This is a genomic window from Agrobacterium sp. RAC06, from assembly GCF_001713475.1.
Lineage (GTDB): Bacteria > Pseudomonadota > Alphaproteobacteria > Rhizobiales > Rhizobiaceae > Allorhizobium.
In genome coordinates this window covers 1,212,836-1,232,795 of sequence record NZ_CP016499.1, presented here as the reverse complement: position 1 = coordinate 1,232,795, position 19,960 = coordinate 1,212,836, and the positions used below count along the sequence as shown (strand labels likewise).

Below are 19,960 nucleotides of genomic sequence, written 5' to 3'. Positions count from 1 at the left end.
TCGTGGCGAGTTAACGCGTAGGCGGGATAGTGATCTCGGAGCGGCGGCACGACCGGCTGTCGACCTCAGGGCAGGCGCGGAAGCCAAGCGACCGGTCGAGGCATATCCTGACTTCGTCGACTCTCTCCCTATCACAGGTCACGGCGACTGCCGAGCGGGTGAGCCCCGGATTGCTGCGGATGAAGGCTGCCTCCACGGCCTGCGGTGATGTCCGGCTTTCGATGTCCACATTGGAAAGCTCGGTCGGAAGGCGAATGGTATCATGCGCTTGGCGCACGAGTTTGAAGTAATCGGTCATGCCGAGCCCCGAACAGGAGCCATGTTTCCGCCACTGGTGGCCAATCAGCCCCATGCTCGGCATGATGTCGATGACGGTTCGCCCGATCCGCTCGGGGACACGGCTGCCTTCCGGTGTCGGGCAATTCTCCGGCCAGCCCGTTTCATTCTGCGGCCAAAGCCCGTGCACCACCCATCCGAAGTCCTTGCCCGCGCCGCATTGCTCGCGGTTGCGGCCGGCAGCTTCGCCGTCACAGAAGGTCGGCGACCAGGAAAGCGCCAGCACGTAGAAATCGAACCCGCTGCCTTGCGGCGCTTCCGGGGTGTCCGTCCCCTTTGCCGGCTGACGCTGTTCGGGAGAGCGAGGCGGGGCAGTTTCTGTTGATGACGCAATTGGCGTGGACCGTTCGGCGGGACCGTCTGCCGGCAGCAGACTGTAGACGACCGAAGCCGCAAGCAGCAGGCCGAAGGCGTAAAGACCGGTATAGCGTCCCATGCGCTGCTCGGCTCCCGCTCAGTCTTCGCCGCGCAGCCAGAAGCAGCGATGTGAGGCGTATCGATCCTGCGCCATCAGCCGCTTCAGTTCCGGCAGCACCAGATGCATTTCGTCCTTCAGCGTGAAGGGCGGGTTGACGATGACGAGGCCGGTGCCGGAAAGGCCCGTCTGTTCGCGGTCGCTTTTCACATGCAACTCGGCGCAGAGCGTTTTGGGGATGCCAAGCGCCTGTAGGGCCTCGTGGAATTCCTTGATCGGCGCGCCCTTCTTGATCGGATACCAGAGGCAGTAGACGCCATTGGCAAAGCGGCGATGCGCCTTGGCAAGCCCTTCCACCAGCCGCTCGTATTCGCCCTCGATCTCGAAGGGCGGATCGACCAGCACGATGCCGCGCTTTTCCTTCGGCGGCAGATGCGCATTCAGTGTCAGCCAGCCGTCGAGTTCGGTCACGCGGACCTGGAAATCGCCCTCGAACAGCCGCGAAAGCGCCCGCGCGTCCTCGGGATGTAGTTCCATCGCAGACAGCCGGTCTTGCGGGCGGAAGAGATCGCGGGCGAGCTTCGGCGAGCCCGGATATTTGCTAAGCGGGCCGCCGGTCTCACGATCCGGATTGAGCGCCTTCACCGCATCGAGATAGGGCGCCATGATCTCCGCGACCTTTTCCGGCAGCTCCGCATCAATGATCTTGCCGATGCCTTCAAGCCATTCGCCGGTTTTCTGCGCTTCTTCGGAGGAGAGATCGTAGAGCCCGATCCCGGCATGGGTGTCGAGCACGCGGAACGCCTTGTCCTTCTGCTGCAGGTATATGATCAGCCGCGACAGGACGAGATGCTTCAAGACATCGGCGAAATTGCCCGCGTGATAGATGTGGCGATAATTCATTGATCGTTCCGATGGCAGTGATGAATTGTTCGAATGGGGCTTTTGAGCGTTCAGGCCTTGGCCTATAACGGCCCCATGAACATCCAGAGCCCCATCCGAAACCGGTCGGTCGGTCATACGGCCTGTCCGCATGACTGTCCATCCACCTGCGCGCTTGACGTCGAGCTGACCGAGGACGGTCGCATCGGCCGTATGCGCGGCGCGACCGAGAACAGCTATACGGCGGGCGTCATCTGCGCCAAGGTCGCGCGTTATGCCGAGCGGCTCTACCATCCGGATCGTCTGATGAAGCCGGTTCGTCGGGCCGGCGCCAAGGGCGCGGGCCAGTGGCAGGACGTCAACTGGGAAGCCGCCCTTGACGAGATTGCCGACGCCTTCGTCAAGGCCGAGCAGCGCCACGGCTCCGAAGCCGTCTGGCCATATTTCTACGCCGGCACCATGGGCCTGGTGCAGCGCGATTCCATTGAGCGCCTGCGCCACGCAAAGAAGTACTCCGGCTTCTTCGGCACGATCTGCACAAACATGGCCTGGACCGGCTATGTCATGGGCACGGGCACGCTGCGCGGCCCGGACCCGCGCGAAATGGCCGTCTCCGATTGCGTCGTCATCTGGGGCACCAATGCGGTCGCCACCCAGGTCAACGTGATGACCCATGCGATCAAGGCGCGGAAAGATCGCGGCGCCAAGATCGTCGTCATCGACATCTACGACAATCCGACGATGAAGCAGGCCGATATGGCCCTCATCCTGAAGCCCGGCACAGATGCGGCGCTCGCCTGTGCTGCCATGCATGTCGCCTTCCGCGATGGTTATGCCGACCGCGACTACATGGCGAAGTTCGCCGATGACCCGGCAGGGCTCGAAGCGCATCTCAAGGACAAGACGCCGGAATGGGCCTCCGCCATCACCGGTCTTTCCGTCGAGGAGATCGAGGCCTTTGCCCGCCTTGTCGGCCAGACGCAGAAAACATTCTTCCGCCTCGGCTACGGCTTTACTCGCAGCCGCAATGGCGCGGTCTCGATGCATGCGGCCCTGTCGCTCGCAACGGTGCTCGGCTCCTGGCAATATGAGGGCGGCGGCGCCTTCCACTCGAACAGCGACATCTTCCAGCTGAACAAGGCGCAGCTGATGGGCACTGGTATGGTCGACCCCGAGATCCGCATGCTCGACCAGTCGCAGATCGGCCGCGTGCTGACCGGGGACGCCGAAGCGCTCCGCCATCGTGGGCCCGTCGATGCGCTGATCATCCAGAACACCAATCCGGTCAATGTCGCGCCAGAACAGCGGCTGGTGAAGCAGGGTTTCCTGCGCAACGACCTCTTCGTTGCCGTGCACGAGCAGTTCATGACCGAGACGGCGGAACTCGCCGATATCGTCCTGCCCGCCACCATGTTTGTCGAACATGACGACATCTATCGCGGCGGCGGCCAGAGCCATATCCTGCTCGGGCCGAAGCTCGTCGATGCGCCGCCGCTGGTGCGCACCAATCTCTTCGTCATCGAGGAGCTGGCCAAACGCCTCGGCATCGCCGATCGCCCGGGCTTCGGCAAGACCGAGCGCCAGCATATCGAACACATGCTCTACATCAGCGGCAAGCCGGATTTCGACACGCTGATCGAGGACAAGTGGCTCGACTGCCAGCCGGCCTTCGAGGACGCCCATTATCTGAACGGTTTCGCCCATCCGGACGGCAAGTTCCGCTTCAAGCCGGACTGGGAAGGAACGCCAGCCCCCAACAAGCCGCCGGCAAGGCTCGGCTCGCTCGGGCCCGTGAAGGAATTGCCTGTGTATCCTGACCAGGTCGATCTGATCGAAGTGGCAGATGCTGAACATCCCTTTCGGCTTGCGACGTCTCCGGCCCGAAACTTCCTCAACTCCACCTTCGCCGAGACCAAGACCTCGCGTGACAAGGAAGGCCGCCCCGAGGTCATGGTGAACCCCGCCGATGCCCTGAGCCTCGGCCTCGCCGATGGCGATGTCGTCCAACTCGGCAATGTCAGGGGCAAGCTCCGCATTCATGCCAAGATCACTGATGCCGTGAAGCCGGGCGTGCTGGTGGCCGAGGGCCTCTGGCCGAACAAGAGCCATCTCGACGGTGAGGGCATCAACGTCCTGACCGGTGCCGACCCGGCAGCCCCCCATGGCGGTGCCGCCTTCCACGACAACAAGGTCTGGATGAGAAAAGCTTGAAGACATGAGCATTTTCGACAAGGCCCGGATCGCGATCCTGGAAGACAAGACGCTGTGGAAGGGCTGGAGCCACCTGCGCGGCATCACCTTCGATTTCTTCCGCGAAGGCAGGGCGCCGCACCGGCTCTCCTGGGAGGTGTTCGAACGCCGCAATGCGTCAGCCATTCTCCTGCACAATGTCGAACGCGACACGGTCACACTGGTCCGCCAGCTGCGCATCGCAGCTCACTTGAGCGGCGAATATCCCTACCTGCTCGAGGTCCCGGCCGGCTTCATCGACGACGGTGAAACCGCGTTGCAGGCGGCGCTACGTGAGGCGCAGGAGGAAACCGGCTTCAAGATCGCAACGGCAACCCCGGCCTTTGCCGCCTTCATGTCGCCCGGCTCCGTCACCGAGAAGCTGCACGGCTTCTACGCCGCCGTCACCGATGCCGACCGCATCGCTGCAGGTGGTGGCCTCGACGACGAGCAGGAGGATCTCGAAGTGATCGAGCTATCCTTCTCCGAGGCATTGGAGATGGTCGAGGCCGGCGAGATCATCGACGCGAAGACGATCATGCTCTTGCAATGGGCCGCGCTGAAGCGGAGCGGCAGGGGCACGGGTCAGTCGTCCAGCGATGCGATGTAGCCGCCGGTCTGACGCGCCCATAGTCGGCTGTAAAGACCACCTGCACTCAGCAGATCGTCTGGTCTTCCTTCCTCGATGATCCGTCCTTTGTCGAGCACGACGATGCGGTCCATGCGGGCGATGGTTGACAGCCGATGCGCAATCGCAATCACCGTTTTACCCTCCATCAGCAGGTCGAGCTTCTCTTGGATCGTCGCCTCCGCTTCGCTGTCGAGCGCGGACGTTGCCTCGTCCAGCACCAGGATCGGCGCATCCTTGAGAAGGACCCTAGCGATGGCGACCCGCTGCCGTTGCCCGCCTGAGAGCTTGACGCCACGATCCCCGACATAGGCCGCATAACCGGTGCGTCCCTCGCGGTCCCTCAGGTCGGCGATGAAGGCATCGGCCTGAGCAAGTTGTGCCGCGGCTTCCAGCTCTGCCTGTGTTGCCCCCGGCCGGCCATACCGGATGTTGTCGCCGACCGAGCGATGCAGCAACGATACATCCTGAGCGATGAAACCGATCTGCGCTCGGAGGCTCGCCTGGGTCACTTCGGCGACATCCTGTCCGTCGATGATGATGCGTCCGCTATCGAGGTCGTAGAGGCGTAGCAGCAGGCTCACCAGCGTCGTCTTGCCTGCGCCGGACAAGCCCACGAGCCCAACCTTCTCGCCGGCTGAAACAGAAAGCGACAGGTCGTGAATGACCTGCTGGCTATCGTGATACTCGAAATGCACTCGGTCGAAGCGGATTTCGCCGCGCTCGACGATGAGCGCCTTCGCTTCCGGCACATCAACCACCGTCGGCGGCGTGGTCATGACCGGCATGGCGTCGCGAATTGTGCCGATCGCTTCGGAAATCTGTTGGCCAAGATTGAGGAAACCGCGGGAATTGGAGGCCAGCCGCTGGGTGATTGTTATCGCTGCGACGAATTCGCCGAGTGTGACGAAGCCATCGGCAATCCCCCAGAGGCTGACTGCAAATATGGCGATGAACAACAAGGTGTTGGAGGAAATGACCAGGAGATCTGCCGTAAGGCCGATGCGGCGCTCACGATACTGAGCGGTCATCGACCGCTCCATCACACGCCGCAGCGCACCGGCCTCGCTGTCCTCGGCGGCGAACAGCTTGACCGTCTGGATATTGCTGTAGAGATCGGTCATCTCCCCGACCACTCGGCTGCGTGCCCGAGCCGCCGTCTTGGCCGTTGCGCTAAACTGCGGCACGGCCTGTTTTGCGATCACGCCATTTATGGCGATCCACACCAGGACCGGGAGCGTCAAAGGCCAGGAAAGCGCGGTTAAAAGCACGACCGAACCGACCATCTGCACAAAGAAGATTGGCAGCGTCCGGACCGCCGCCGCCATCTGTTGCTTGACGGCCCCCGCCACCTGAGCGATCCGGCTGGCCACCTGGCCCGAAAACTGGTCATGGAAGAAGCCGAGATCCTGGCTTTCGACCGCCTTGTGACCATGCCACTGGATGAGTGTGGGAAGGCTGACGCTGAGTACGTGGACGCCCAATGCATTGCAGAGAAAGATCAGCAGCGGCAGAATTGGGAAAAAGAGCGCGACGAAACCAGCGAGTGGCCAGCGATGGGCATCGAGATAGGGAAGAAGACCTTGGCTGGAGATGCCGTCGATCAGGTGTGAGACACCCCAGAGGACAGTCAGGTTGACGATCTCGACGCTGGCCGACAGGGCAAGTACGACCAAAAACGACTTCGGCGCGTATGCGACGAAATGCAGGACCAGGCGCAGGGGGCCATCGCTCGGAATCCTTCGATACGGCACTTCGAGCGGTCGGAGCAGCCTTTCAAAGGGGGTGAAAATCCGATCGGAAAACGTCATGAGAGGTCCCTGGCAACAGCTTTACGTGATCAAAATGAGAACACGAATAGAGCTGAGTCCAGCGGGGAGAGGAACCCTTAGATTTAAACAGGGGGTTGAATAGATCGCAAGCCAGGCCTCAGGCGCTGATCAACCTGGCTTCCGCATCCGTCTCCGAAGCCAGACGTTCGACGCTGCCATCGGCAAGCATGGAGACGCTGCCGGAGGCAACGAGCTTCAGTGCCGCCGCATAGGTTTGGTGCTCTACCGTCAGCACGCGTCCAGCAAGGGTTTCCGCCGTATCATCGATCAGCACCGGCACGACCGCCTGCGCGACAACAGGCCCCTCATCCATGCCTTCGGTGACGAAATGCACCGTGCAGCCCGCAACCTTCATGCCGGCATCGATCGCCCGCTGATGGGTGTTGAGGCCGGGGAAGAGCGGCAGAAGGGAAGGGTGGATGTTGAGGATCCGGCCCTCATGCGGGCGGATGAAGTCGCCGGAGAGAAGCCGCATATAACCGGCAAGGCAGATCAGATCGGGACCGATCTCGGCGAGCGCGGCAAGGATGGCCGCCTCGTGCTCGGCCTTCGAGCCATAGGCCTTGCGTGCGAACACATGCGTCGGGATGCCGAGCGCTTGCGCCTTGGCGATGCCGCCGGCCTCCGGCTTGTCGGAAAAGACAGCCACGATTTCGGCAGGATATTCCGCCGCTTCGCAAGCTTTGGCCAGCGCCAGCATGTTCGACCCGCCGCCGGAAATGAAGGCGACGACGCGTTTGCGGGCGTTGTTCATAGGGCGAGCGTACCCTTGTAGGTCACGCCATGCGCACCTTCTTCGCGGGCGATCATGCGACCGAGGCGGGCAACGGTTTCGCCTTCGGCCTCAAGCGCCTTCGTCACCTCGTCCACCTTGTCGGCGGAGACGACGACGATCATGCCGATGCCACAGTTGAAGGTCCGCAGCATTTCGCTCTGGGCAACGCCGCCGGTCTTGGCGAGCCAGGAGAAGACGGCCGGAACCTGGAAGGAGGAGAGATCGATCTCGGCAGCGAGGTGCTTCGGCAGCACGCGCGGAATGTTCTCAGGGAAGCCGCCGCCGGTGATATGGGCGAGTGCTTTGAGCGCCTTGGTTTCCTTGATCGCCTTCAGGAGCGGCTTCACATAGATGCGGGTCGGGGTCAGAAGCGCTGCACCCAGCGACTGGCCCTCAGCGAACGGAGCCGGCGCATCCCAGGCAAGGCCCGAGAACTCGACGATCTTGCGCACCAGCGAGAAGCCGTTGGAATGCACGCCCGAGGACGAGAGCCCGAGGATTACATCGCCTTCGGCGATGTCGCCTGATGGCAGCAATTCGCCGCGCTCGGCGGCACCCACGGCAAAGCCCGCGAGGTCATAATCGCCCTTGGAATACATGCCCGGCATTTCAGCGGTCTCGCCGCCGATCAGCGCGCAGCCCGCCTCGCGGCAGCCGGCAGCAATCCCCTGGACGATCGCGGCACCCTGGTCCGGGTCGAGCTTGCCGGTGGCGAAATAGTCGAGGAAGAGCAGCGGCTCGGCGCCCTGAACGACCAGATCGTTGACGCACATGGCGACAAGGTCGATGCCGACGGTGTCGTGGATATTGGCGTCGATGGCGATCTTCAGCTTGGTGCCGACGCCGTCGTTTGCCGCAACCAGGATCGGATCCTTGAAGCCGGCGGCCTTGAGGTCGAAGAGCCCGCCGAAGCCACCGATCTCGCCATCCGCACCCGGACGGCGCGTCGACTTCACGGCCGGCTTGATCTTCTCGACCATCAGGTTGCCCGCGTCGATGTCGACGCCCGCATCGCTATAGGTCAACCCGTTCTTGCCAGCCTGGCTCATGCCTGCCTCCGATCCTGCGAGAATTTCGGCTGGCCATGGCATGAAGCGCCCTTGGATGCAAGCTGCGAGCCGCAGAAGCCCACGATTTCCCGGGCATTCTGGCCCGCGATTGCATCTTGTCACTGCCGATCGGGTGGCAGTTCTTGACCAAGGCTTCTGCGGTAACCTATCTCCTACTGTGGCGCCGCAGCATGGTTTGCGGTCCTGCACAGGGCTCGAACTTCGAACGGAGACGCACATGGCTCACAACATCAGTGCAATCGGCCTCCGCCGCCAGGTCTTCTTCTGGCTGCTGACGCTTGCGATATTCGTCGCCTTCCTGATGTTGTTCTCGTCGATCCTTCTGCCCTTCATCGCCGGAATGGCGCTCGCTTATTTCCTCGATCCGGTCGCCGATCGGCTGGAGCGGATCGGTTTGAGCCGCCTGATGGCGACGGTGGTCATTCTCGTCTCTTTCGTTGTCGTCTTCGTGATGTCGCTGATGATCATCATTCCCGTGCTTGCCAGCCAGCTCAATGAGTTCATCCAGCGCGTGCCCGCATATGTCACGCAACTGCAGACCTTCATTGCGACCTCGAATGCCTCCTGGCTGCCGGATTGGGTGGATGGTCAGATGGGCACGATCCGGGAGAACTTCTCCCGTTATTTGAGCGAAGGCGTCGGCTTCCTCGGCACGCTTGTCGAGCAGATCTGGAATTCCGGCAAGGCGCTGCTCGACATCGCCTCGCTGCTGGTGGTCACACCTGTCGTTGCCTTTTACCTGCTGCTCGATTGGGACCGCATGATCGAGAAGGTCGATAGCTGGGTGCCGCGCCACCAGCTCGGCACAGTGCGCCAGCTCGCCAACGAACTCGATAACACGATTGCGGGCTTCGTGCGCGGTCAGGGTTCTCTCTGCCTGATCCTCGGTATTTTCTATGCGGTCGCGCTTTCGGCCGCTGGCCTGAATTTCGGCCTCCTGATCGGCTTCTTTACCGGCATGATCAGCTTCATCCCCTATGTCGGATCGACAGTCGGTCTGCTCCTGTCGCTCGGTGTCGCACTTGTGCAGTTCTGGCCGGATTTCATCTGGGTCGGCGTGATCGCCGGCATCTTCTTCCTCGGCCAGTTCATCGAGGGCAATATTCTGCAGCCGAAGCTCGTCGGTAAAAGCGTTGGCCTGCACCCGGTCTGGCTGATGTTCGCCCTCTTTGCTTTCGGTGCGCTCTTCGGCTTCGTCGGTGTTCTGGTGGCCGTGCCCGCGGCCGCGGCCGTCGGCGTACTTGTTCGTTTCGCGATCTCGCGTTATCTTGACAGCGATCTCTATTACGGAACCTCGGTCGTCATCGCGCCGCCTTCCCAGCCCGTTGGCGAGATCGCATCCCCAAGCTCCAAAGACGTGCCCGAGGCATGAATGACTGACGCCAAGATGGCTCCCGAAAAGCGTGGAGCCGCCGAACAATTGCCGCTCGCCTTCGAGCATGGCTCGGCGACCGGTCGTGACGACCTGCTCGTTTCCGAACGTATGGCCGCTGCCGTGTCGATCGTCGATGCCTGGCCGAACTGGCCGTCGCCGGTGGTGATCCTGACCGGGCCGGAAGGCTCGGGAAAATCTCACCTCGCCCAGATTTTTCGCGACACCAGCGGCGCGACGGATATCGTGCTGCAAGCCGGGCAGGGCGCGTCGCAGGTGGCAGCCGCAGGTCCGGTGCTCTTCGAGGATGCCGACCGCGCCGGCTTCGACGAGGTCGAGCTCTTCCATGTCATCAATGCCGTGCGTCAGCATGGTACGACGCTGCTGATCACCTCGCGCAGCTTTCCCCCGTCCTGGAACGTCGCGCTCCCGGATCTGAATTCGCGCCTGAAGGCGGCCACGGTCGTGGAAATCGGAGCGCCGGATGAAGACCTGCTCGGCCAGCTGATCACCAAGCTGTTCGCCGACCGCCAGCTTTACATCGATGACAAGATCGTCGGTTATATCGTCAGCCGTATGGAGCGTTCCTTCTTGGCCGCTCAGGTTGTTGTCGATCGCATGGACAAGCTGGCGCTGGCGCGCCGGGCCAAGATCAGCCGCAGCCTGGCTGCGGAGGTTCTGGAAACGCTGGAGGCGGCAGACGCCCAGGAGTAGTCGTCACAGATCTGTCGTTAAATTGTTATAATCGGCACCAACGATAACCAAGGGGCGAATCATGGACAGCGCAGTACACGGCACAGATGGCGAAACCGGTCTGGAGGTGGCGCCGGCCGAGGACCTGCTGTCCAGCCCGCTACGCTTCATAAATCGCGAATTCTCCTGGCTGCAGTTCAACCGGCGTGTCCTCGAGGAAACCCTCAACACCGCCCATCCACTGCTGGAACGTATTCGCTTCCTGTCGATCTCTGCAGCGAACCTCGACGAGTTCTTCATGGTCCGCGTCGCCGGTCTCGAAGGGCAGGTGCGGCAGGGCATCGTCGTCAAGAGTCCCGATGGAAAGACGCCGGCCGAGCAGCTCGACGACATCCTCAAGGAAATCGATAATCTGCAGATGGAGCAGCAAGCCTCGCTTGCCGTACTGCAGCAGTATCTTGCTCAGGAGGAGATCCTGATTGTCCGGCCGGCGGCGCTATCCGAGGCTGACCGGACCTGGCTTGAAACGACTTTCGAAGAAGCGATTTTCCCGGTTTTGACGCCCCTCTCGATCGATCCGGCGCATCCGTTCCCTTTCATTCCCAATCTCGGTTTCTCCATGGGCCTGCAGCTCTGCTCGAGCCGCACCGGCGAGCCTATGACGGCATTGCTGCGTCTGCCGCCGACGCTCGACCGCTTCATCCGTCTGCCGGACGAGGGCGTGACGATCCGCTACATCACGCTCGAGGACATGGTCGGGCTGTTCATCAACCGGCTTTACCCGGGTTATGAGGTCAAGGGTTTCGGCACCTTCCGCATTATCCGCGACAGCGATATCGAGGTTGAGGAAGAGGCGGAGGATCTCGTCCGCTTCTTCGAGACGGCGCTCAAGCGCCGCCGCCGCGGCTCCGTGATCCGCATCGAGGTCGACTCGGAGATGCCGGTGGCCCTGCGCCAGTTCGTCGTTCACGAACTCGGTGTTGCCGACAATCGCGTCGCCGTTCTCCCCGGCCTGCTCGCGCTCAATACGATCTCGGAAATCACCAAGGCTCCGCGCGACGACCTGCGTTTCGAGCAGTACAACGCCCGTTTCCCCGAGCGGGTCCGCGAACATGCCGGCGACTGCCTGGCCGCGATCCGAGAGAAGGACATGATCGTCCATCATCCCTATGAGAGCTTCGATGTCGTCGTGCAATTCCTGCTGCAGGCCGCGCGCGACCCCGATGTTCTCGCAATCAAGCAGACGCTCTACCGCACCTCGAACGACAGCCCGATCGTGCGCGCCCTGATCGATGCCGCTGACGCGGGCAAGTCGGTGACGGCGCTCGTCGAGCTCAAGGCGCGCTTTGACGAGGAAGCCAATATCCGCTGGGCCCGCGACCTCGAACGCGCCGGGGTGCAGGTCGTCTTCGGTTTCATCGAACTCAAGACCCACGCCAAGATGTCCATGGTCGTGCGTCGCGAAGACGGCAAGCTCCGGACATACTGCCATCTGGGCACGGGCAACTATCACCCGGTGACGGCGAAGATCTATACGGACCTCTCCTTCTTCACCTGCAATCCGAAGATCGCCCATGACATGGCGAATGTCTTCAACTTCATCACCGGCTACGGCGAACCGGAAGAGAGCATGAAGCTGGCCGTCTCGCCCTATACGTTGCGTCCACGCATCCTCAAGCACATCCACGAGGAGATCGCGCACGCAAAGGCCGGTCGTCCGGCCCAGATCTGGATGAAGATGAACTCGCTCGTCGACCCCGAGATCATCGACGCGCTTTATGCGGCAAGCGGGGCAGGGGTCGAGATCGATCTGGTTATCCGTGGCATCTGCTGCCTGCGGCCGCGCGTGCCGGGTCTCTCCGACAACATCCGGGTCAAGTCGATCGTGGGCCGCTTCCTCGAGCACAGCCGCATCTTTTGCTTCGGCAACGGTCATCGTCTCCCGTCGGAAAAGGCGCTGGTCTATATCGGTTCCGCCGACATGATGCCGCGCAATCTCGACCGCCGTGTCGAGACGCTGGTGCCGCTCATTAACCCCACTGTGCATGAGCAGGTCCTGTCCCAGATCATGCTGGGCAACCTGATTGACAACCAGCAGAGCTACGAGATATTGGCCGACGGTACGTCACGCCGCATCGAGGTGCGACAGGGTGAGGAACCTTTCAACGCCCAGCACTATTTCATGACCAATCCGAGCCTTTCGGGTCGCGGAGAAGCATTGAAATCAAGCGCACCGAAACTGATCGCCGGTCTGATATCCGGCAGGAAACGATAACTCTGGTACCTCATGACAAGATCTGAAGCGCAGGGGCGTCTTCCCGGTATCGCCCCTGTCTCCGTCGTCGACATCGGCTCCAACTCGATCCGCCTGGTGATCTATGAGGGGCTGGCCCGCGCGCCGACGGTCCTCTTCAACGAGAAGGTTCTCTGCGGCCTTGGCAAGGGCGTCGCAATGACCGGCCGGATGGACGAGGATGGCGTCGAACGGGCGCTGGTGGCGCTCCGCCGCTTCCGCGCGCTCTCCAATCAGGCGAAGGCGACGCGCATGTATGTGCTGGCGACCGCCGCAGCGCGCGAGGCCTCCAACGGTCCCGATTTCATCGCCCGAGCCGAGGAGATCCTCGGTCACGAAATTCAGGTCCTGACCGGTGAGGAAGAGGCGAAATACTCCGCCCTTGGCGTCGTCAGCGGCTTCCACGATGCCGACGGCATTGCCGGCGACCTCGGCGGCGGATCGCTGGAACTCATCGACATCAAGGGCAAGAGCTTCGGCAAGGGCGTCACGCTGCCGCTCGGCGGTTTGCGCCTGTCGGAAAGTGTCGAAGGGTCGCTGCCCAAGGCCCGTGCGCTCGCGAAGAAACTGATGGGTGACGTATCGCTGCTAAAGAAGGGGCAGGGGCGCACATTTTATGCAGTGGGTGGCACCTGGCGCAACATCGCCAAGCTGCACATGGAAATTCGCAAATACCCGCTGCACATGATGCAGGGCTATGAACTGCCCTATGACGAGATCGCCTTCTTCCTGGAGGAGATCATCTCGGGCGCCAACAGCCGCGATCCTGCCTGGTCGACCATTTCCAAGAGCCGCCGCAATCTGATCCCCTTCGGGGCCGTCGCCATGCGCGAAGTGATCGAGATCATGCAGCCGAAAAGCGTCTGCTTCTCGGCGCAAGGGGTGCGTGAGGGCTACCTCTATTCGCTGTTGCTCGATGAAGAACAAGCGCTCGATCCGTTGATCGAGGCTGCCGATGAACTCGCCATCCTGCGTGCCCGCTCACCGGAACATGCCCGTGAGCTCGCCGACTGGACGGGCCGCATGATGCCCTTCTTCGACATCCAGGAGACGGAAGAGGAAAGCCGCTATCGCCAGGCCGCCTGCCTGCTTGCCGATATCAGCTGGCGCGCCCATCCCGACTATCGCGGCCTGCAGGCGCTGAACGTGATTGCCCACTCCTCCTTCGTCGGCATTACGCATCCGGGCCGCGCCTTCATTGCGCTCACCAACTACTACCGTTTCGAAGGCCTGCATGACGACGGCCAGACCGGCCCGCTCGCTGCCATCGCCACCGAACGCCTGCTGGATAGGGCAAAGCTCGTCGGCGGCATGCTGCGCGTCGTCTATCTCTTCTCGGCCTCGATGCCCGGCGTCGTCAACAACCTGACCTTCCGGCGTTCGGACAGCCCGGAGCTCGACCTCGAATTCGTTGTCCCGAAGTCCTACCAGGACTTTGCCGGCGAGCGGCTGGACGGCCGCCTGATGCAGTTGTCGAAGCTGACCGGCAAACGGCTGGCGTTCGTCTTCGAATAGGGGCGCTAGCGCACTCCTATCCACCCATCTCTCGCTTGAGCGCTGTGATCGCTATGGCGATTGCTCGCGTCTGAGGGACGGGCTACAAATCTCCAAGATTTGCAACCTTGATTGGAGAGGGTGTCATGGCGGTCAGCAGCAATCCCAAGCAAGGACCGCTTCCTGCAGCGATCCGCAAAACGATGCTGGCCTTGGCGGTGGCCACCTCGCCGTTGATCTTCCTTGTGCCTCACGTGAACGCCGAAGAGGCGCGTATATGGATGGGGGAGGCGCAAGAGGGTGGCGCCGTGCTCCTCTACGGCATGCCACAGACCGATGATGTGCCGGTGAGCTTCTGCTGTGAACTGCCAGCACGTGATTTTATCATGACGCTCTCGCTGGATCCGGATTTCGAACCGAAGAGCGGCACGGTAAAGCTGACGGTGACCGCGCCGCCTCTCGCCGATCAATTGGTCGTCGATGCAGAGATCCAGTTTCTGGAAGAGATGGAGCTGACATTCCTCGAAGCGCGCCCAGCCTTCGATGCCGCCATTGCCCGGATGCTGAAGCAGGGAACAGAACTGAAGTTCACCATAGGCGAGAAGACCTTTGCCTATCCGCTGACCGGGGTGGCAGAATCCATAGGACCGATCGAGGCGGCCTGCGCCAAGCCGACCTGACGCTCACACGGTCCTAGATTCGATAAAAAAGCGCAGGATCCTGAACCCCTGCGCTTTTCTCTTTCATGCGTCAGACCGAACACGTTCGTTGCCCGGCCCGAGATCTTGTGGTCGCTTACTTTGCTGCGAGGAATTCGCCCACTTCGAGCAGAACGAACTCGTTGTCGTCGGCCTTGTCGAGCGCACGGCCGGCCGAGAAGGGCAGGTTGTTGTCGTTACCGACGACGATATGGGTCGGATCGACGACATCGACATTCTCGATGGTGACGAAAGGCATGTCGTAGAAGCCTTCGCCGCCGCCCTGGCGCTTCTTGTTGTCGGGGTCTTCGATCTTCATCAGATCGATGTAACCGATCTTGCGCACAGCCTTGCCGGCGTTTTCTTCCGTCATCTCGATCTTGTAGATGCGCTTGTGCTTGGCCGGGACAGCAAAGCAGTCGGCAGCCGGTGCCTTGGGATCGGCGCAGGCTTTTGTCGCCACACCCGCACCATTGTCACGCTCGATGACGAGCGCCGTCGTCTCGTCGATCATGTTGAAATCGCCGATCGCCTCGCCGCCTTCAGACAGCGGATAGAGCCAGGTCTTCCCCGTCCAGGCCTTGGACGCGGCGTCGAGTTCGATGATACGCAGCGCCGTCAGGCCATCTGCCTTTTCGACAGAAGCGTCTTCGAGGTAGAGCGGCCCTTCCAGCATGGCATAAAGTTTCGAGCCATCCTTGGAGATTGCGAGGCCCTCGTAGCCGCCGGAGCGCCGCAGGTTGAAGACCGGCATCTTCGCCGCCGGATTGGCAGGGACGACGAGCGTGGGATTATCGGGCGACTTCACCTCGATCTCGCCGGCCTTGGTGGCGATGACGTCGGTCAGGGCGCCTTCGGTCGAAAACTTCAGCATGTAGGGGCCGAACTCTTCGCCGACCCAGAAACCGTCCGCGACCGGCTGGATGGATTCGACATCGAAATCGGCGCCTGTCAGGTAACGCTTGTCCGAGCCTTCCATGACGATCGGGAAGGGGGCTTTCTTGTCGGGATCGGTGAGGAAGAGCGTCTTCTGGACGTTCACCGCGCCGGCATCCCAGTCGAAGGTCAGATGATGCAGCATCAGCATGGCATCGCTTGAATTGTTCTTCGAGCCGAAGCCGTTGTCGGAGAGGCTCCAGAATGTGCCGTCTTCCATGGCCTTGATGCCGGAGAAACCCTGCAGCGGCTGGCCATCGAAGGGCAGCGAAAGGCCTGTCAGGCGTACGCCGTCCTTGCCGGGGACGCTGCCAAGCGCGTCCGCACGCTTGCGGTCCGCGGTCGAGAACTTGCCGGAGGTCTTGAGATGAGCGGGCGCATCCGCCGGAGCGCCGATGATGGTGTTGCCCGGCTGGATGGCGTGATTGACGAGCTTGGCCGGGAAAGCCTTCTCCTCGGCCGAGGCCTGGGAGACAAAGAGAATGAAGAGGGCGGCAGATGTCAAAAGAGCTTTGGTCATAGCGTCACCTAGTTGCAAGGGAGGAAACGCCGCTGTCCTTAAGGAACCTTCATGTCGCACCGATTGCCGTTGGGTGAAGTTTCAATGACGTCACCCGTTACCCACAGGCTAGCCGAGCCAAGCGGGCAGATCGCCGCGATCCTTGCCCGTGACCGCAGCTTCCACACAGGCGGCCAGACTGCCGAAGCGCATGGTCCGCCCCGTGAGGCCCGGGCCGTAATGGGCATATTTGCCGGAATTCGTCATGATCACCGTCGCATCGACGGGAATGATCGGCTCGGTCACCATGCACCAGCAGGTGTCGTTGACGAGCGTGACGCCGAACGCCGTGAGCAGAGCCACATCGCCCGAGGCTTCCGCCTTGGCCATTTCGGCGCGCCCGCAGGTGACGACGAGCGGCACTTGCGGATGGCGTGTCTTATTCCGACAGAGCGCTGCTAGGGCGGCAAGCTCGGTGGCTGAGAAATGCGGATTGCCGAGCGAGACCAATTGCACTGGACCTGCATCCGCGCCGTTTAGCTCGCGCCAGGCCCGCAGCAGGTCCTGATGGGTGAGTGAGATGGTCGGCAGGTCGAGCGTTGCAAATGCCTTGGGGTCGAGTGCCTCCGGCGTGACGTCAGCGACATGAAACATCGGTGCTGCCGAGGTGGTGGCAAACGCTGCCCCGAAGGCCTTCAGGGCATCCGTGTCAGGACTGTGCGCGGACACTTCCTCGATCAGCGGAATCGCATCGGGCGAGATTGTCCCGATCAGATAGCCGAGCAGTGGCCAGATGCTGTCATCCACGCCCTCTAGCGGCGGCACGGTGACCTTCATCTGCGGCGCGCGCTCCTCCGGCAGATGACAGCCCGCTTTGGGGGCCCGTCCCGTCAGCGCAATCGCGATGTCGAGATAATCAGGATATTTCATCGTCCGGGCGCCAAGCACGCTGTTGGCATAGACGACGGCATTCGATTCCGCCCAGACGATCTGCTCGTCGTGCGCGGGTCGGTCGTCGAGCAGGTAGGGCGCGCAGGTGAAGGTCGGCTCAGCTCCCATCGCAACATAGGCGTCGGCCACTGCGGACGCCGGACGCCCTAGATCCTCAGAAACACCCTGCGCCTGCCAGCGGCGGTGATCGACCGAAATCGCATTCAGCGTCGTCGGGACCACGACGCGACCGCCGAGATCGCGCAGTTTCTCGGCAAAGGCGAGGCCTCCAGGACCGGTATAGATGCAGCCGTCGATATGGGCGCGGGTGATGTCGATAAGCTCCTTTGCGCCTTCGAGCGCCGCCATCCTGAGCACCATGCGCATGGCAACAGCAGCCGCTTCGCCCCGCTCGCCCGTGAGAATGGCCTGGTCCTGATCCGTTAGCGCGATGTCTGAACCGATCTCGGCGATCGCATCGCTGATTCGGATGCGTTTCGCGGTCCGCAGCCCTGCAAACGCCTCTTTCCCGATAGCGATCACCGGGATCGACCGCCCGAAAACCTCCTCGGCGACGATGACGCCGAGTGTGATGATCGCCTCGGGATGCTCAAGCACGATCGCGGCTGGACCTTTTCCATTGAGGATCAGTTCGAGGATGACGCCGCTGCCGGTGCAGGAGCCGCGGCTGGTGGGCAGGGCGAGTACGCGGCCCGTCAGTCGCTCGCCGCTCAACGGGTGATGCCGGTCGATGATCTCGCCGGTAACGGCATCGGCACCGCCCCAGAAGCTGAGCGCCGTATCGGTAAACAAGACCTCGCCCTCGGCCGAGCCTGAAACGAGCACGCGGCCCCTGATGTCGACGGTGTCAGTGAGGCTGCTCATCATTCCGTCTCCGAAAGCGCCAGGACAGCAAAACTCGCCAGCCAGTGTTCACCCATATAGTCACCCGCCACATGCGCGATCCCGGCTTCGAGATGCCCATGCGCGGCCTTGATCATCACAGGTCTGCGTGTGTCGGTGACCGGCACGGTGCGCGCCAGAGAGGCCCAGCACCAGGCGCGACTGAGGCTCAGGCCATCCAAATGGGCAATCTTGCCATCCGAGCGATCGGAGACGGAGGCGGGCGCAAACAGCGTGCGCGGCTGCTTGGCTGCAATGTCGGGCAGGAAACCGTCGAACCAGTCGACGAAATCGGCAGCCGGCAGAAGCCGGCGCATGCATTCCGCCTCGATCAGCGCTGGCGACAGGAAGTCGTCACCCGAGGGCTCGCCCCAGGCGGGGCAGGCGGCGTCAGTGCCGTACCAGCGCAGCGCCGTGGCGCGCAGGAGATCGAAGAGGGCCGCATCTCCGACGGTGTCGGCATAGTCGGCTGCGAGCCTGAGCGCAAAGGCGGTGTTGAAATGCGTGCCCACCCGCACCGGATAGGTGGCAAGCGGCAGGAAGTCCTGGAAACGCTGGACGATCCGCGCGGTCAGCGGCGACAGCGCTGCGCCCCAGGTGGGATCTTCGTGGCCGTGTAACTCGGCGGCAAGCTTCAGCAACCAGCCCCAGCCATAGGGTCGCTCGTAGCCACGCGCCATCGGCCGGTCGAAATAGGCGCATTCGCCGGCGATCCTGTCGGGCACCAGCATCGTTGAGAAGAGATCGTGGATCGCCTGCGCCTCGGGTATCTCGGGGTGGAGGCGCAAGAGACGCGCCAGCATCCAGTAGCCATGCACGCAGGAATGCCAGTCGTAGCTGCCGTAAAAGACCGGATGAAGCTCGGATGGCGTCTTCGCATCCTCCGGCCCTTCGAGCCCGTGCAGAATATGATTGGGATATTCGCGGGTGACATGCCCCAGCGCGATCGTCGCGAAGCGGGAGGCAAGCTCGGATGTCAGCCGCGTGGTCATCCCTTATTCCCCAGTTCCAGACGGTCGCCCCAGTCGGCCCGCCTGATGTCCTTGAAGGCCTCGCCATCGCGTTTGCTGAGCGTCAGCTCGGCAGCCGTGCCGTCGGTGCGACAGAGCTTGACCCGCCCGACACCACCATTGACGCGCGGCGGAGAAAGTACCCGGTCCCCGATTATTGCAACAGGCTCGCGCGAAGCTGCGATGAAGATGTATTTCTCGTCCTCCCACGGCACCTCGGCGCCCTTGGCCAGACGATGCACGCGCGAACGCGCCACCCGCCGGGAGAAATGGCACCAGTCCGGTGCCACGATCGGACAGTGTTCCGCATGCATGCAGGGCGCGACGAGATGCGCTCCGAGAGATCGCAATTTGTCGCGGACCACGAGGATGCGCTGCCAGCCGGCCGGCGTGCCGGGCTCGATGACGACGAGCATGCCCTCGGTAAGGCTCCAGAGCTTTTCCGTGACGGTTCCGATGGTTGCCGGCGGAAGCTCGTCCAGCACATAGGCAAGCGTCACGAGATCAGCTGGCCCAAGCGCCGGGATCTTGGCCGTCACATCACCCGCCTGCCAGTGGCTTTTCACGCTGCCGGAGGCGGCGAGCTTTTCGCCGACGCTTCGGATCGCGCCGCTTGCTTCCACCATCTCTGCGGAGCTTAGGCTGCCCCAGGTATCGGCTGCTGCCCAGAGTGCTGTGCCGGGGCCGCAGCCGAGATCGATCAGGGTCTCCGGCTGGAAATCCGGTGCCGCATCCTCGACCATGGCGAGTGCTGCCCGAACGGCGGCGAAGGTTGCGGGCAGGCGGGTCGCAAGATAGGCCTTGGCGGCAAGCGCATCATCGATATGAAACCGCCCGTCGCGCACCTCGCGTCGATAGCGATCCGAGAGAATGGCACTGGCCTTGGCGAGCCGTTCCAGCGGTTCGCCCTGGAGCATCTGGTCGACGGCGGAGCGGAGCGGGGCGGGAAGTTCCATGGGATGTCC

The 19,960-nt window shown here is 62.4% G+C and carries 16 protein-coding genes; 7 read left to right on the top strand and 9 right to left on the bottom strand.

Annotated features, from left to right (window positions below; translation table 11 throughout):
* Positions 1-10: 10 nt before the first annotated feature.
* On the bottom strand, positions 11-772 hold the full coding sequence (locus BSY240_RS05925; protein WP_069041705.1) for a ribonuclease T2 family protein: 762 nt from the start codon (positions 770-772) through the stop codon (positions 11-13).
* Positions 773-790: 18 nt separating this feature from the next.
* Positions 791-1,654, bottom strand: coding sequence for a 23S rRNA (adenine(2030)-N(6))-methyltransferase RlmJ (locus BSY240_RS05920; RefSeq protein ID WP_069041704.1), 864 nt, complete (start codon positions 1,652-1,654; stop codon positions 791-793).
* 33 nt (positions 1,655-1,687) lie between these two features.
* On the opposite strand from BSY240_RS05920, the gene BSY240_RS05915 reads away from it, so the two are divergent.
* Both BSY240_RS05915 and BSY240_RS05910 read left to right on the top strand, forming a co-directional pair.
* Positions 1,688-3,844, top strand: coding sequence for a molybdopterin-containing oxidoreductase family protein (locus BSY240_RS05915; RefSeq protein WP_069041703.1), 2,157 nt, complete (start codon positions 1,688-1,690; stop codon positions 3,842-3,844).
* Positions 3,845-3,848: 4 nt separating this feature from the next.
* Entirely contained in the window at positions 3,849-4,472 is a 624-nt protein-coding gene (locus tag BSY240_RS05910; protein ID WP_069041702.1) for an NUDIX domain-containing protein, read from the top strand.
* Here the strand turns inward: BSY240_RS05910 and BSY240_RS05905 are convergent.
* The 3 genes from BSY240_RS05905 to purM form a co-directional block, all read right to left on the bottom strand.
* Positions 4,448-6,301, bottom strand: a complete 1,854-nt coding sequence (locus BSY240_RS05905) for an ABC transporter ATP-binding protein (RefSeq protein WP_069041701.1) — start codon at positions 6,299-6,301, stop codon at positions 4,448-4,450. The two genes, BSY240_RS05910 and BSY240_RS05905, sit on opposite strands and share 25 nt — an antisense overlap.
* 118 nt (positions 6,302-6,419) lie before the next feature.
* A complete protein-coding gene (purN, locus tag BSY240_RS05900; RefSeq protein WP_069041700.1) occupies positions 6,420-7,076 on the bottom strand; it encodes a phosphoribosylglycinamide formyltransferase in 657 nt (218 codons plus the stop codon).
* Entirely contained in the window at positions 7,073-8,146 is a 1,074-nt protein-coding gene (gene purM / locus BSY240_RS05895; protein ID WP_069041699.1) for a phosphoribosylformylglycinamidine cyclo-ligase, read from the bottom strand. The genes purN and purM overlap by 4 nt, the downstream gene beginning before the upstream one ends.
* Positions 8,147-8,384: 238 nt before the next feature.
* Here purM and BSY240_RS24335 point away from each other — a divergent pair, with 238 nt between their 5' ends.
* The 5 genes from BSY240_RS24335 to BSY240_RS05870 all read left to right on the top strand — a co-directional run bounded on the left by BSY240_RS24335 (position 8,385) and on the right by BSY240_RS05870 (position 14,699).
* A complete protein-coding gene (locus BSY240_RS24335; RefSeq protein WP_069041698.1) occupies positions 8,385-9,539 on the top strand; it encodes an AI-2E family transporter in 1,155 nt (384 codons plus the stop codon).
* Positions 9,540-10,253, top strand: a complete 714-nt coding sequence (gene hdaA, locus BSY240_RS24330) for a DnaA regulatory inactivator HdaA (RefSeq protein ID WP_069041697.1) — start codon at positions 9,540-9,542, stop codon at positions 10,251-10,253.
* A gap of 61 nt (positions 10,254-10,314) precedes the next feature.
* On the top strand, positions 10,315-12,507 hold the full coding sequence (locus BSY240_RS05880; protein ID WP_054150544.1) for an RNA degradosome polyphosphate kinase: 2,193 nt from the start codon (positions 10,315-10,317) through the stop codon (positions 12,505-12,507).
* Positions 12,508-12,519: 12 nt separating this feature from the next.
* The gene (gene ppx, locus BSY240_RS05875) at positions 12,520-14,040 is read left to right on the top strand and encodes an exopolyphosphatase (RefSeq protein ID WP_054150545.1); all 1,521 of its coding nucleotides are present in this window, start codon (positions 12,520-12,522) and stop codon (positions 14,038-14,040) included.
* 125 nt (positions 14,041-14,165) lie between these two features.
* On the top strand, positions 14,166-14,699 hold the full coding sequence (locus tag BSY240_RS05870) for a hypothetical protein (protein ID WP_069041696.1): 534 nt from the start codon (positions 14,166-14,168) through the stop codon (positions 14,697-14,699).
* 115 nt (positions 14,700-14,814) lie between these two features.
* Here the strand turns inward: BSY240_RS05870 and BSY240_RS05865 are convergent, their stop codons facing one another.
* From BSY240_RS05865 to BSY240_RS05850, 4 genes are all read right to left on the bottom strand, one after another.
* Positions 14,815-16,173, bottom strand: a complete 1,359-nt coding sequence (locus tag BSY240_RS05865; RefSeq protein WP_069041695.1) for an esterase-like activity of phytase family protein — start codon at positions 16,171-16,173, stop codon at positions 14,815-14,817.
* Positions 16,174-16,281: 108 nt separating this feature from the next.
* Entirely contained in the window at positions 16,282-17,967 is a 1,686-nt protein-coding gene (gene lhpI / locus BSY240_RS05860; protein ID WP_069043844.1) for a cis-3-hydroxy-L-proline dehydratase, read from the bottom strand.
* Entirely contained in the window at positions 17,967-18,977 is a 1,011-nt protein-coding gene (locus BSY240_RS05855; protein WP_069041694.1) for a DUF2891 domain-containing protein, read from the bottom strand. The genes lhpI and BSY240_RS05855 overlap by 1 nt, the downstream gene beginning before the upstream one ends.
* Positions 18,974-19,951: a small ribosomal subunit Rsm22 family protein gene (locus BSY240_RS05850; RefSeq protein WP_069041693.1), complete on the bottom strand. Its 978-nt coding sequence runs from the start codon at positions 19,949-19,951 to the stop codon at positions 18,974-18,976. Before BSY240_RS05850 ends, BSY240_RS05855 begins: the two co-directional genes overlap by 4 nt.
* Between the last annotated feature and the right edge of the window lie 9 nt (positions 19,952-19,960).